9 protein-coding genes are annotated in these 14683 nt (G+C 39.4%); 5 read left to right on the top strand and 4 right to left on the bottom strand.

Annotation, left to right across the window (positions count from 1 at the left end; all coding sequences use genetic code 11):
* Positions 1 to 4: 4 nt before the first annotated feature.
* The 4 genes from IAG46_RS07320 to IAG46_RS07305 form a co-directional block, all read right to left on the bottom strand.
* Positions 5 to 3364, bottom strand: coding sequence for a VCBS repeat-containing protein (locus IAG46_RS07320; protein ID WP_190809637.1), 3360 nt, complete (start codon positions 3362 to 3364; stop codon positions 5 to 7).
* Between the two features lie 206 nt (positions 3365 to 3570).
* Positions 3571 to 4845 (bottom strand): hypothetical protein, encoded by a 1275-nt coding sequence (locus IAG46_RS07315; protein ID WP_190809636.1) that lies wholly within the window; start codon positions 4843 to 4845, stop codon positions 3571 to 3573.
* A 32-nt stretch (positions 4846 to 4877) separates the two neighbouring features.
* A complete protein-coding gene (locus tag IAG46_RS07310; protein WP_190809635.1) occupies positions 4878 to 6599 on the bottom strand; it encodes a SusD/RagB family nutrient-binding outer membrane lipoprotein in 1722 nt (573 codons plus the stop codon).
* Between the two features lie 20 nt (positions 6600 to 6619).
* Positions 6620 to 9868, bottom strand: coding sequence for a SusC/RagA family TonB-linked outer membrane protein (locus IAG46_RS07305; RefSeq protein WP_190809634.1), 3249 nt, complete (start codon positions 9866 to 9868; stop codon positions 6620 to 6622).
* Between the two features lie 422 nt (positions 9869 to 10290).
* Here IAG46_RS07305 and IAG46_RS07300 point away from each other — a divergent pair, with 422 nt between their 5' ends.
* The 5 genes from IAG46_RS07300 to rpsJ all read left to right on the top strand — a co-directional run bounded on the left by IAG46_RS07300 (position 10291) and on the right by rpsJ (position 14662).
* Positions 10291 to 11046 (top strand): hypothetical protein, encoded by a 756-nt coding sequence (locus IAG46_RS07300; RefSeq protein WP_190809633.1) that lies wholly within the window; start codon positions 10291 to 10293, stop codon positions 11044 to 11046.
* Positions 11047 to 11335: 289 nt separating this feature from the next.
* Entirely contained in the window at positions 11336 to 11710 is a 375-nt protein-coding gene (gene rpsL, locus IAG46_RS07295) for a 30S ribosomal protein S12 (protein ID WP_031445118.1), read from the top strand.
* A gap of 22 nt (positions 11711 to 11732) precedes the next feature.
* Positions 11733 to 12209: a 30S ribosomal protein S7 gene (gene rpsG, locus IAG46_RS07290; protein ID WP_190809632.1), complete on the top strand. Its 477-nt coding sequence runs from the start codon at positions 11733 to 11735 to the stop codon at positions 12207 to 12209.
* Between the two features lie 8 nt (positions 12210 to 12217).
* On the top strand, positions 12218 to 14344 hold the full coding sequence (gene fusA, locus IAG46_RS07285) for an elongation factor G (protein WP_190809631.1): 2127 nt from the start codon (positions 12218 to 12220) through the stop codon (positions 14342 to 14344).
* A 12-nt stretch (positions 14345 to 14356) separates the two neighbouring features.
* Positions 14357 to 14662 carry a 30S ribosomal protein S10 gene (gene rpsJ / locus IAG46_RS07280; protein ID WP_007094989.1) on the top strand — a complete coding sequence of 102 codons (306 nt, stop codon included), beginning with the start codon at positions 14357 to 14359 and terminating at the stop codon, positions 14660 to 14662.
* Positions 14663 to 14683: the final 21 nt, after the last annotated feature.

Raw genomic sequence — 14683 nt, 5'->3', positions numbered from 1 at the left:
CTGCTTAAGAAGAAATTTTATGAACCATCAAAGGTCCATTATTGGTTGTATTAATTAAATACTTTTGATTATTTGGCCCTTCGATGAGTTCAATGCTTTTTACATTGCCATCCAAAATAAGGCCTGATTCCTGAGGTGGAACACTGTGGTAACCATCCTTCCCATTGGATAATAAAATTACGCCAGAAAGAGCATCCAAACGAGGTGTTTCAACCTCCGTTTCATATATATTGCCCACTGTGATTACATCTTCAAACCCGTCTTTGTTCACATCAACAAAGGAACAATCCAATAATGGATAGGATTGCACGCTAACTGGAAGCTGTTTTTTCTCAAAATTGAGGTTTCCTCTGTTGATTAAAAGGACCGACTCAAACTGCGTAATGCTGTTCTCATAAGACGAGTTTAGTTTCTCTCCATAAATATCGGTTAAACTGGCATTCGCAAATTCGGTATAGGTTTCAAATTTTTCTTTAATGAATGGCATTTGTTGAGACGAACACTCCCTTCCGCGAACCGGCACATAGGTTCCATTATACTTTTTACTCAATACAATATCATTGGTGCCGTTATCGTCAAAATCAGTAGCGTAGATTTTAAAAGGTTTTTCGGCAGAAGCCTTGAACTTGATGTTGAGGCCAGCGTTCCCAATGATATAATCTTTTAGGCCATCATTGTTCACATCGGTCTCACTTACAGAAAACCACCAGCCTTTTTCTTTGAGGATGGCATTGTCTGGGCTGATATTTTTAAATGTTCCCTGCTCGTTGATGAAAATACCGATACCTGTCCATTCCCCGACCGCAATAAAATCTTGCCAGCCATCATTATTTATGTCTGTTACCTGAATATCATTTACAATTCCAAAATCTGAAAAACCGGGAGAAATCTCTTGGGTTACCTCGATCAATTCTCCGTTAGCATTCTCAAAAAGTGCGGATGGTTGATGATTGGGATACATTTTTGGGGATACCCTATTCCCCACCAAAATATCGTTGTCACCATCCTTATCGTAATCGATAAAACTAACTGACTTCCCATTTTTTGGATATTTGCCCAAGGCATCACTTTCCAATCGAGTAAAACTGCCTGCACCATCATTCAAATAAATTCTATCCGTGTGATACGAGGAATGTTCGGCAAATTCATTGCCTCCACTAGTAACAAATAAATCTAGGTCGTTGTCTCCGTCAAAATCAAAGAACATGGATTCCATATCCTCAAATTGGGCATCATTATGTAGGGCAGGGGAGCTTGTTTTGGTAAAACCTTTGTTGTTCTGCAGATAAATCTGTCCTGCTTGCCCTGAGGCACCTCCTACGTGAAAATCGGTTAGTCCATCGTTATTGATATCGCCTTTGGAGATAAAAGGCCCCAAGTTGGATTGTTTGTACGGCAACAATATTTCGTCTTCAAAATCATCGTAAACATTTTCTTTATGAACAAAATCCAATCCGATATTTAGACCATTTACATTTTTAAAATAGCCTTTGGGGGATTGATTAGGTATGTAGGTTTCTTTGGCCTCAGTTTTATTAAATGTAAGGGTAGAATTGGCAGGAATATTAAATTTCTGCTGCATCTTGCCATTTTTCCAGTAGATGGTAACAGTATCTATCGTGGTATTGGATCCAATACCAAAAAGAGCATTATTTTCTTGTGAAGACCTATAGCCTCGTACACGTTTTATCTCAATCAATTGAGCGTTGTCGCCAACGTTGATTTTAACCTTGGCAAATTCCTCCGAATTCTCTCCTTTTGCAATTACCTTGAGATAATTACCCCTTTTTTCCTCAACGGATAGGTTTTGATATACAAAGGCGTTATCATCCATGTTGTTAATAACAAGGTCAAGGTCTCCATCGTTGTCCAAATCAGCGGAAACTGCACCATTGCTAAAGGAAAAATCGGCCAAACCCCATTCCGAAGAAACATCGGTAAAGTTCAATTCCGAATTTTGCTTGTACATAATGTTGGGCAATTTTTCAGAAGGCATGGACTCGTATAGTTGATGTTTTACTTCAAGTGGAACATTGCCACCATACTTTTGTCTGGCCTCAAAAACTTGTCTTTGTAGATCATTATCCAGTGCGTACCGTCTGTAACCATTGGTCACATGGATTTCCTTTTGACCATCCAAGTCAAAATCGTTCATCAAAACCGACCAACTCCAATCCGTATTGGCCACTCCGGACATTTGGGATATGTTGTTGTATTTAAGGCCTCCGACATTTTTTTGTAGCGAATTATACATGTACTGATATTGGAAATCCGCTTTGTTTACCAGATAATCGAATCGACCTGTACTCATGGAAGCCATCAGTGTTTTGGATCTTACATGGTCATTGGCCGCCATATCGAGCACAAAAATGTCCTGTAGGGTGTCGTTATCCAAATCTGCCACGTCAATTCCCATTCCGTAAAATGAAATTTGATTGGTGGTTTCCTTTATTTGGTCGGAAAAGGTTCCATTTCTATTATTGATGTACATAACATCGGGCAGGTAATAGTCACTGGCCATATAAATGTCCATCCAACCATCTTCATTAAGATCAGAGATCATGAGCCCTAATCCAAAAATGGGTTTTTCCAGTCCGGCACTTTTGGTTACATCAATGAATTTTCCGTTGTCATTGCGGTACAGGTGCGAAGAATTGAAATATAAATTTTCTTCAGTGGAACCAACGTATCTTTTTAAGCTTATGGGATCGAGCCCATAAAGTTCATTTTCATTCATCACAACACAATCAAGGTCACCGTCCTTGTCATAATCAAAAAAAGCAGATTGCGTGCTAATGCCCATATCTGCCAAGCCGTATTCTTCGGCCTTTTCTAGAAATGAGCTGTCTTTTTGGTTGATGAGTAGTAGATTTTTTCGATTTTCTCTCGAATTTGGACCTCCTTGGGAAATATAGATGTCCATCCAACCGTCATTGTTGATGTCAACAAAAGTGATGCCATTGGACCATTGCTTGCCAGCATTAATACCAGCAGCTTTAGTGACATCTTGGAATTTCAGGTCTCCTTGGTTCAGGTATATTCTATTTTCGACCTGATTCCCACTAAAAACAACATCCAAAAGGCCATCATTGTTCAAATCTTCGACACCGACACCAGCTCCATTGTAGAAGTAGTCGTAGTCGAAAAGATTGTGCATGGTAGAAACATCATGCTGAATAGTGTTGGAGAAATTAATGCCGCTTGAAGATCGGTCAAGTTTTTTGAATAGCGTTTGCTTTTGGGCAAAGTCAGTAGATGTTCCTGATTGGGCTTCCTCATTTTTCTTTACGGTGTCACAACCAACAGGTATAAGGAAAACTGCTGTCAATAGGAAAAATATATTCTTTTTGGTTAAAGTAATCATGATGGGAATATACTTGAATTAATGCCTACGGATTTGCAATGAAAAACTATCAATGCTTAATCGTTGTTTAATGTATTGATTTAATTTGAAAAGGTGAACTTAGAATATTGAGTCGAAAACTCAAATATAATCTAACAATACTTGATATCATCAAAAAAGGCATCCATATTATGGATGCCTTTTTCTATATAGAAAATATGATTCTATTACTCACAAACTTGTATTTCAACTGGCCCTACTTCAATAAATGGTCCTCCAGCTCCAGCTGAATTGCCATTAGGGTCCAATAGAGTATAGGTGTGCTCTTCTTCAAAGTTACCTGACGTATAACTAAGTACTAGCGAAGTTGCACCTTCAGGAACTGTAAAAGTTTCTGTGCCATTCTCACCATTTTCTATGGTAAGATTTCCTCCTACTTGTTCTCCATCAATAGTTACCGTAAAGAATGCACCATCCCATCCATCACCAAAACTATCAAAGAAGTTAATGGTGTATTCGCCGGGGAAAGGAGCGTCCGCATTTAATTGTATACATTCTGTAACAAAGACTGCTCTGTAATACTCAGTGTCGTTCTCATCGGTAGTTACAATTCGGCCATCAGCCGTAACCACTTCATATCTCAATTGGAACTCATCATTTACACCAAGATCATCAAAAGTTAAGTTTGGACCATAAAGATCATCCAAAGTAATAACGTAATCAAGAGAGCTTACTCCTTCTTCAATATCCAAATCAGCAATTGTGAAAGTCGCGAAAAGTGCTTCATCTTCAGATCGGCTTGTTTCACCATCACCAATACTCCTATCAACAAATGCACGGTATATGTTCAATGTTTCCACTAAGGCTTGATCGTTCCCATCATCTATGGTAATAGAAACAGAATAATCTGTATTGGGATTTGTAAGGGAAACTTCGTTATCATTTACGTCTTCTATGGCAAACTCAATTCCGTCATCCACCACTTTTGTATATCGGTAAGGAGAACTAAAGAAAGACCCACCGCTTACGTTACCTGTTGTGTCAGAGTTTTTGAAAGACCTTCCATCTGTAGTGAAAAGTTCCATGTCTATCACAAACTGATCTCCAGGAAGTACCTGTGGAAGCGTTACTCCTACGGCAGTAAGCACTTCAGCGAGAGTAACATCATAATCAAAACTTGGAAGTCCCTCAAATGTGCCAAATTCAGATATTGTGGCAAGAACTCCTGAACCAGAGTTGTCGGTTCCGTTATTGTCAATAAAAGTTGCGGTTATCACAACATTGTCCAAAAGGGCACCTCCTTGGTCATCTTGCTCTTGAATTGAGAATGACAACGTACTGGCTGTATCAAACATATCTAGCGCGCCAGACTGGGACAAAGTTCTCAAGATAGCGCCACTTCCTACAGTCTCCTGTACAAGTACGGAAATCTTATCATCCTCAGAACATGAGGTGATAAAGACTGCCATGACAAGCAGGACATATACCTTATAATTTTTCATGAATTTAAATTTTATGTTCATTGCTCTTTTTTTTAGTTCGCCACCGGGGCAGTTGCATTAGTATCCCAGAAAACGGGTTGTGTCTGATCTGCCTTCTGAGTGATATTGGAGTTGTTGTTCACAGCATTAGCAGGGTAGTACATGGAACGGATAAAAACTCCAGGGTCAGGCTCCAAGTTTGGCTGTAATGTTGTTGGGAAACCTGTTCTTCTGTAGAAGTTATAGGTTTCAACACCATTTCCAAAATGGGCAATAAAGGTTTGCTCTCCTAGAATGTCCCATTTTCCATTTGTATCGGCATCATCATAATCGATTCCGATTTGAGTGCTATACCCGTTGACATCACCTTCTGAAGGTGCAAAAGACACGTCTGCTCCTGCTTCTCTACCGGCCAAAAAGGCTTGAACTTTGGCAACTGATTTTGCCAAACCAGCCAACATGAAAGTACGTGCTCCAGGTTCATCACCTGCTGCAAGTGCCATTTCGGCTCTCATAAAATCGACACCAAAGGCTGTCAATAAGTTTGTGATTCCTGTACCAGCTCCACCTGAAGATGGGCCAATAGCCTGGAAACTATCATCATCGAATCTACCACCAACAGGGTAAGTACCATAGGTAGCTCTTAAAAGACCATCTGGCGGAATACCATCTGCTTCACCATGTGCTCTACCCCAGAAACCGTTTGGAAGGTAACAGAAGTCGCCACCAAAACCTGCATCTATATAATGCTGAGGAGGAGTTTCCAAAGAACAGTTCAACAATTCCTCGTTAGGTGCTATCTCTGCACCTGGAACAGCATTGGTCTGTCGGTAAAAATAGTAACGTGTTCTTGGATCATCTGAAGTATCCATTGTTTGCATTAACCAGTTGGACATGTATTCTCCAGCACCGGCAGCTTGGTAGTTAATACCATATCTTGGGTGTCTAGTATCAGGCTGTGTAGCACTTGTTGCAGGCCAAGCCCAAAGAAAATCGTCTGCTGTATCTTGAATATAATTTCCACTAGCTATGATTGCATTAAAGCTTGCGGCTGCACCTGAATCTACCAATCTACGTTGAAGATAAATCTTTAATTTAAGTGTATTGGCCGCTCTTTCCCATTTACCATAATCATTGCCATAGAAGAAATCCTGTGCTGGATTTGCTGATGGCGTACTATTGAAATTTGCAATGGCTTGATCTAACAACACCAACATGGCATCATAGATACTAGCACCTGAATCTACCGCGGGATTGAAGTTTTGCTCTCCTCCTTGAATGATTTCGGAATAGGGGACATCACCAAAGAAGTCAACCATGCTGATCATTAGATATGCCTCAATAAATTGCGCTATCCCAATGTGTCTGGTCTGAGCTGCTTCCTCTGCCAATGGTGTCATGGCACGAATGTCGGCAAGAACACCTCTATAAGCGTTGATCCATTCATCGTTCATGTCACTGTCTTGATAAACACTGGTATAGTTTCTACCATTCATGTTTACAACACGTGTCAGTTCCATTCCCAATTCGTTGAAACCATCACCGGTGGTGTTTCCACCAGAGGCCCAGTTATCGCTAAGGTCAAAATCTGCATCTCCTTCAAATTGCCTTACAAAATCTTCTTGAATTGAATTTAAGAAGAAGTCGACACCTGCTTGATCAGGGGTAAGCGCATTTGGATTCGCTGTAATGTCGAGCTCCGTGGTCTCACAGGAGGTGAATGCAAGCAATCCTCCCAAGACCGTCAAAGTCAAATATCTGTTTATATTTTTCATTATTTTCATAGTTATTATTCTTAGAATGATGCTTTTACACTAAGTCCGTATCTTCTTGAACTTGGTCCGTTGATAAAATCAAATCCAAAACCGTTACCTACACCAGTACCTGATGTATTAGGATCAAAGTTTGCACCCTTGGGAGTATTTATTGCTCTGTACCAAAGATTGTTTCCTGATACGGTGAACGAAAGTGAGCCAAATGGCGTCTTGTCCAAGAATTTACTTGGCAAGCTATAGCTCAATGAAGCTTCTTGTAATCTAACCGTGGTAGCGTCATAAACCTGCAGTTCGCTAGGACCGAACAAAAGGTTACTAAAGAAATACGTGGAATTGTTGATCTGTCTGTTATTGACATTTCCGTTTGCATCCACACCTGGAAGAATAAAAGTGTTCTCCCTGTCAATGGTCTCTGTAATCAAACCTCTACCCAACAATGTGGAAATAGTGGATGAGTATACGTCACCTCCTTGGGTGTAGTTCCATTGGAATCCTAGAGTAAAGTTCTTATAAGAAAGGCTGTTTCTTACGTTTGCTACCCAATCTGGGTTTGGATCACCGATGATGCCATCATTTGGAGCTTGAACGTAGTTACCATCTGCACCTACAACAAAATCTCCATTGGCATCGGTTAGTATCTGACTTCCGAAGAAAACACCTAAAGGCTCTCCTTCAATGGCAGCATTACCTAAGTTTGAAAATCCTGAATAAACTACCTGATCAGTATCTAATCCTAAATCAACTACTGTTGTTTCGTAAGCTGTAAAGTTTAAGTTGGTAGTCCAATCGAAACCACCTTCGTCTTTAGCTCTGATCCAGTTGACTCCTAAATCGATTTCAACACCTTCAGATTCAATTTCACCAATATTGGTTGCAGTAACCGTAAACCCAGTTGCTGGATCAAGCGGTCTGTCCAAAATCAAATCATTGGTTTTTCTTTGATAAACGGAAGCATCCAAAGTAATTCTGCTATCCCACCATCTGGACTCAATACCAACTTCGATTTCTTCCAAAGTCTCTGGTTGCAGGTTAGGATTACCAAGTCGTATTCCTGTAGTATTTGAAACTACGTTTCTTCCGGACCCATCTTGAAAATCTTGTGTATCCAATGTCAAGGTACTTGCAATTGGATAAGCTGAAGTACCATCAAAGTTAGCAGAAACTCCAATACCACCACGAATTTTCAGATAGTTTAAAATGTTTTCGGATTTCAAACCATCGATAGCTGCTGTAGGTATAAAAGATACACTTGCACTAGGGTAGAACTGAGAACGGTTTTCTGTAGAAAAGTTAGAAACCCAATCGTTTCTTCCCGCAAGCGTTAAATATAAGAAGCTGTCATAGTCAAAATCTGCCTGAGCGTATACCCCTGCAATATTTCTTTCGATGAAGCTTTCGATCTCATTTTGATTCAAGAAGTTAAAGTGTCTTAATACTCCAAAAACTTGTTGGCCATCACTGGCAACACCATTTTGGTTAAATACTTCTCGACGTGTGGTTGCTCCAACGTTAAATGTGGAACCGATTTTTTCGGTGATATCATAATCTCCGTTCAATACAAGGTTGTGATCCCATATTGTATTGGTATTGTTCCATGTTTCATAGATACCACTTGCCAATCTAACGTCACCACTATTACTGTTGATACCTCCTTTGTTTTGGAAATTTGTATTTCCTTCACTATAGATATCAATACCTGCTCGGTAAATAATATTCAAGTTGTCGTTAAGCTCATACTGAACAGTTGCCTGCCCAAAAACCCTATTGGTCTCTTGGTTGGTCTCAGCATTGTTAACCGTCCAAAGAGGGTGCTGGATAGAGTTGTTCTGTCTGTAATAAACACTTCCACCAGTAATGGGATCTTGGAAAGGTAGTCCTTGAACATCGATACTTCTTGGCGTAAACCAAAGGTCACCGAACACGGAAGAACCTGTACCTGTCGCACCGTTACCTTGACTTAAAGCAACAGGTGGCGAGACAAACTTTGTTCTAGCGAAGTTCAATGTACCGTTGACAGTAAACTTGTTGGATAAAATCGCTCTACCTCCCACAGAAAGTGTGTTACGGGTAACACTGTTGTTAGGCGTAAAACCGTTATCTTTTAAATAACCATAGTTCATGTTGTAACCAACTTTCCCGTCATCTGAAGTTCCTCTAACGTTGACAGAAGTATTGGCGACTGTACCTGTCTTAAAGAAGTTCTTTACACTGTCATAAGGTCTCCAGTCGTATCTTGCTCCCTGAAACTCTGGAAAAGCAGCTTGGATAGCAGCTGTTGACGTGGAGTATGGGTGGGCAAGTGTTCCATTGTCATCAATAGCAGCTTGGTTACCCCAACCTGAGGCACCTTCTCTTCTAAAACTAGGCCCCCAGTTACTAAAGAACCATCCGAAGGCTTGATCAAAACCATTACCATATTCATTCTGATAATCTGGCAGCGAAGAAATTTCGTTAAAGAATATCGATGAATTAACTGTAATCTCTGTCTTTTTGGGTCCTTGTTGAGTTGAACCACCTTTTGTGGTAATCAAAATTACCCCGTTACGACCCTGTGAACCATAAAGCGTTGCTGCTGCAAGTCCTTTAAGAACGTTTACGCTCTCAATACTGTTTGGGTCAAGATCCAAGAATCTACTTGAACCATTATTACCGTTAACGAAATCTTGACGGGATCCGTTTCTTCCCGAAGGATTCGTGTCAGTACTAAAAGGAACACCATCTACGATAAATAACGCTTGGTTACTACCGGCAAAGGTTGTTTGACCTCTAATTATAATATTTGTACCTGAACCGGAAAGCCCACTCTGTTGTGTAATTTGTACACCAGAAGCTTTTCCTTGAAGAACACGGGCAACATCACCTTCTGGGCGTTGTTCCAAATCTTCTGAACCTACTTCGGTTACGGCATAACCCAGCGCTTGCTTCTCTCTTTTAATACCAAGAGCGGTAACAACTACTTCTTCTAGGGCTTGGGTATCGTCCTCCATTTGAACATTGATTACGCTCTCTGCACCAATCAATCTGCTTGTGGCTCTTTGTCCAATGTAAGTAAAAAGAAGTGTTTGACCTTGACTTGCACTAATAGCATAGTTTCCATCAAAATCTGTTTGGGTACCGTTAGTGGTGCCTTCAACGACAATATTGACACCAGGCAGCGGAAGTCCAGAGGAATCCGTAACTGTACCTGAAATCGTCTTGTCTTGCGCAAGGGAAATTTGCACAACAAACGCCAATAACAGCGTTAACAATCCATTAAGTTTTGTTCTCATTTTAAAATTATTTGAATTAGCTAGGCGCTAAAATCATAATTTCATGTTAATAATCCAAACTAATTTTACTAAAATTTTAAGATGATGTTTGCAATTACAATGGGCTTTATCCGGATTATTCAAAATTCTTGATGTACAATAGCTTGTTTATTAAAACTTTTGAATAGAAATTTTCGTGGTGTTGAATATGTTAGAATTTGCTGAAACAGTGATAAATAATGTGGGATTTGTAACGTAAATGCCCAATTTTAGTGGATAGTGTTCCGCTACAAGTAAATATGTGAATTGATACACATAGGGTGGGTTTATTTTATAATAGTAAGGTTTAAATAATTTTTATTCTTAAAACTTTCTTTTTGTGTTCCCGATGTAGAAGTACTTTCTAAAGCTTCAATCATTGTAGATTGTTAACAAAAAAAATAATGAATACGAACAATATTCTATCTTTTCTGCTTTTGTTCAATGGTTTTCTTTCTCTAAACCAAAGTTTTTCCCAAGAGGGTTATTCGAGTACTTTGAGTTCTGTTGGTCCTATTTGGAACAATACCACGATGACCGCTCATATGAATGAGTTGACCAATAGGTTCAGAAATTGGAATGGGAAACCAATTAAGCTATCCGACATAAGAGGCTCAATGTATTTTGATGAGGATTTTATAATGGGCAAAGTTTATCTGGGGGACCAGTATTATGGCAGTTATCTTATGCGGTATAATGCCTACGCCGATGAAATGGAGGCAAAAAAAACGGAAAAACACGAAGCTGAAGCTATTTCTAAAAGTACACGGCTGACTTTTGAAATCGGAAATGAGAAATATGTTCTAAAAAGTTTTGTGGATAATGAAAAAAACTTTGTTGAAGGATATCTTTCAGAGTTGATCTCAAATGACAAATACAGTTTGTATCATAAAAAGACCAAAAACTTCAAAGAGGGCAAAAAACCTGAAACCTCGTATCATGAGCCAGTGCCACCCCAATTTCTGACTTCCAACACCTATTATATTGCAGTTGGTGAAAAAAATCCGCAGCGCTTGAAGAATTCCAAAAAAGCTTTAATGGAGTTCATTCCCAAGGAAAATCATGGGCAAGTGAAAAAGTTTATTAAAGAAAACAATGTCAGTCTCAAGGAAAAAGAACATTTAATTAAATTGATCGATTATGTCAATTCAATAAATTAAGGTCATGTTTGGGGATGAATTAACTTTTTCATCTATACCTTAATATATATACCCTTAAAATAGTAACCTTGAATACAATATTTTTGGTTATTCCAAATTCCATTTCCTCATTCTGAATCAATATTTTTGGCTAACCTAAATCTGCGTTATGGAATATTGAATCGCATCGATGGACAAATGCATTGAATTATTCTTGTAAAAAAAGAGTAAGGCATTTGAATTATTCCGAAATATCATTACATTTGCAGCCCTCAAAAAGAGGGTTATTTTTATTTAATAGAAATTTTTAATGCCAACAATTTCACAATTAGTACGAAAAGGAAGAGTCACAATTACCAAGAAGAGTAAATCGGCTGCTTTGGATTCGTGTCCTCAACGAAGAGGGGTTTGTACGCGTGTTTACACAACTACACCAAAAAAACCTAACTCCGCAATGCGTAAAGTTGCAAGGGTAAGGCTTACAAATGGTAAAGAAGTGAACGCTTACATCCCTGGAGAAGGACACAACCTCCAAGAACACTCGATAGTATTGGTAAGAGGTGGAAGAGTAAAGGATTTACCAGGTGTTAGATACCACATTGTTCGTGGTGCGTTGGACACTGCTGGTGTAGCCGGTAGAACACAACGTAGGTCTAAGTACGGAGCAAAACGTCCTAAGAAGTAATTAACGCTTTTAAGAAGAAGTAATGAGAAAAAGACAGGCAAAGAAAAGGCCATTGTTGCCAGATCCAAGATTTGATGATCAGTTGGTAACACGTTTCGTAAACATGATGATGTGGGATGGGAAAAAATCAGTTGCTTTCAAAATCTTTTATGATGCAATTGATATTGTTGATGAGAAAAATACTGACGAAGAAAAATCAGGATTGGAGCTTTGGAAAGATGCCCTTTCCAATGTAATGCCACACGTAGAGGTGAGAAGTAGAAGAGTTGGTGGTGCTACATTTCAGATTCCAATGCAAATTCGTCCAGACCGAAAAATTTCTACTGCAATGAAGTGGTTGATCAGTTATGCAAGAAAGCGTAATGAAAAATCAATGGCGCAAAAATTGGCTGCGGAAGTTTTGGCTGCTGCAAAAGAAGAAGGTGCTGCAGTAAAGAAAAGAGTGGATACCCACAAAATGGCTGAAGCAAATAAAGCATTCTCTCACTTTAGATTCTAGTTGGTAAAATGTCAAGAGATTTAAAATATACAAGGAATATTGGTATTGCGGCACATATTGATGCTGGAAAAACCACTACTACAGAGCGTATTCTTTTTTATACCGGTGTAAGTCACAAAATAGGTGAAGTGCACGATGGTGCAGCTACAATGGACTGGATGGAGCAAGAGCAAGAGCGTGGTATTACCATTACCTCTGCCGCTACAACCTGTACATGGGAGTTCCCTACCGAACAAGGGAAGCCTACAGCTGACGCCAAAGGATACCACTTTAATATTATTGATACTCCCGGACACGTTGATTTTACCGTAGAGGTGAATCGTTCATTACGTGTATTGGATGGATTGGTTTTCTTGTTTAGTGCGGTTGATGGTGTAGAGCCTCAATCCGAAACTAACTGGAGATTGGCCGATAACTACAAAGTTCCACGTATTGGTTTCGTGAACAAAATGGACCGTCAAGGATCTAACTTCCTTATGGTGTGCAACCAGGTTAAAACCATGTTGGGCTCCAATGCAGTTCCTATTGTTCTTCCCATTGGAGATGAAGCGGATTTCAAAGGAATAGTGGATTTGGCAAAGAATAGAGCTATAGTATGGCACGAAGAGGGCTTCGGTTCTACTTTTGATGTTATCGATATCCCTGAGGAAATGAAAGCTGAAGTTAAGGAGTATAGAGCTGCCTTAATCGAAGCCGTTGCTGAATATGATGAAGAGTTAATGGAAAAATTCTTCGAGGATGAAGATTCCATTACTGAGGAAGAAGTACATGCTGCACTTAGAGCCGCTGTAATGGATAGAGCGATCATTCCCATGATTTGTGGTTCCTCATTCAAAAATAAAGGTGTTCAATTTTTATTGGATGCTGTTTGTCGTTACTTGCCTTCACCTTTGGATAAGGATGATATTGTAGGTACTGACCCGAATACAGGAAACGAAGTAACTAGAAAACCAGACCCGAAAGAACCATTTTCTGCTTTAGCATTTAAAATTGCTACAGATCCTTTCGTTGGTCGTTTGGCATTCTTTAGAGCATACTCTGGTCGTTTAGATGCAGGTTCTTATATCTTGAACAACCGTTCAGGTAAAAAAGAACGTATCTCACGTATTTATCAAATGCATTCCAATAAACAAAATGCTATTGATTATATAGAAGCGGGCGATATAGGTGCGGCTGTTGGATTTAAGGACATCAAGACTGGGGATACCATGTCTGCGGAAAAACATCCTATCGTATTGGAAAGTATGGATTTCCCTGATCCAGTAATCGGTATTGCAGTTGAGCCTAAGACTAAGGCTGATGTAGATAAATTGGGGATGTCTTTGGCGAAATTGGCGGAAGAAGACCCTACATTCCAGGTAAAAACCGATGAAGCTTCAGGACAGACCATTATTTCTGGTATGGGCGAGCTTCACTTGGATATTATTGTCGACCGTTTACGTCGCGAGTTCAAGGTTGAGGTTAACCAAGGTCAACCTCAAGTTGAATACAAAGAGGCAATTACACAAGCTGCTGATCATAGAGAAGTTTATAAGAAACAGTCTGGTGGTCGTGGTAAGTTTGCCGATATCGTCTTTACTATGGAGCCTGCAGGTGATGAAGTAGTAGGATTGGAATTTGTAAACACAATAAAAGGAGGTAATATTCCTAAAGAATATATTCCATCTGTAGAAAAAGGATTTAAAGAGGCTATGAAAAATGGTCCCTTAGCTGGATTCGAAATGGATAGTATGAAGGTAACTCTGAAGGACGGTTCTTTCCACCCTGTGGATTCAGATTCATTGTCCTTTGAGTTGGCTGCAAAAATGGGATATAAATCTGCTGCAAAGTCTGCTAGATCTGTATTGATGGAGCCTATCATGAAAATTGAGGTGCTAACACCTGAAGAAAACATGGGTGATATTGTAGGTGACCTTAACAGACGTAGAGGAACTATTAGCGATATGAGTGATAGAGCTGGTTCCAAAGTAGTTAAAGGAGAGGTTCCTTTATCGGAAATGTTTGGTTATGTTACATCATTAAGAACATTGTCTTCGGGTAGAGCAACATCAACGATGGAATTTTCGCACTATGCCGAAACTCCAACCAATATTGCAGAGGAAGTTATTAAATCAGTAAAAGGAGTAACCGCTTAATTTTTCAGCAAGATGAGTCAAAAAATTAGAATAAAACTTAAATCTTACGATCACAATTTGGTGGATAAGTCTGCTGAGAAGATTGTTAAGACAGTTAAGACAACAGGTGCGGTGGTTACTGGTCCAATTCCGTTGCCAACGCACAAGAAGATATTTACGGTTTTGCGTTCACCTCACGTGAACAAAAAATCTAGAGAGCAATTCCAATTAAGCTCGTACAAGAGGTTGTTGGATATTTATAGCTCTTCATCAAAAACCATTGATGCCCTTATGAAGCTTGAGCTTCCAAGTGGTGTTGAGGTTGAGATCAAAGTATAAGTAAATTTTCCGCCACTATAT

The organism is Flagellimonas sp. S3867, assembly GCF_014698935.1.
Classification (GTDB): Bacteria; Bacteroidota; Bacteroidia; order Flavobacteriales; family Flavobacteriaceae; genus Flagellimonas.
This window is presented reverse-complemented; position numbering and strand designations above follow the sequence as displayed.

What these genes read in the sequence shown, in the direction of transcription:
- IAG46_RS07300 (WP_190809633.1), top strand. Translation starts at nt 10,291, where the DNA reads ATGAATACGAACAATATTCTATCTTTTCTGCTTTTGTTCAATGGTTTT.
- IAG46_RS07305 (WP_190809634.1), bottom strand. Translation starts at nt 9,868, where the DNA reads ATGAGAACAAAACTTAATGGATTGTTAACGCTGTTATTGGCGTTTGTT.
- IAG46_RS07310 (WP_190809635.1), bottom strand. Translation starts at nt 6,599, where the DNA reads ATGAAAAATATAAACAGATATTTGACTTTGACGGTCTTGGGAGGATTG.
- fusA (WP_190809631.1), top strand. Translation starts at nt 12,218, where the DNA reads ATGTCAAGAGATTTAAAATATACAAGGAATATTGGTATTGCGGCACAT.
- IAG46_RS07320 (WP_190809637.1), bottom strand. Translation starts at nt 3,364, where the DNA reads ATGATTACTTTAACCAAAAAGAATATATTTTTCCTATTGACAGCAGTT.
- rpsG (WP_190809632.1), top strand. Translation starts at nt 11,733, where the DNA reads ATGAGAAAAAGACAGGCAAAGAAAAGGCCATTGTTGCCAGATCCAAGA.
- IAG46_RS07315 (WP_190809636.1), bottom strand. Translation starts at nt 4,845, where the DNA reads ATGAAAAATTATAAGGTATATGTCCTGCTTGTCATGGCAGTCTTTATC.
- rpsL (WP_031445118.1), top strand. Translation starts at nt 11,336, where the DNA reads ATGCCAACAATTTCACAATTAGTACGAAAAGGAAGAGTCACAATTACC.
- rpsJ (WP_007094989.1), top strand. Translation starts at nt 14,357, where the DNA reads ATGAGTCAAAAAATTAGAATAAAACTTAAATCTTACGATCACAATTTG.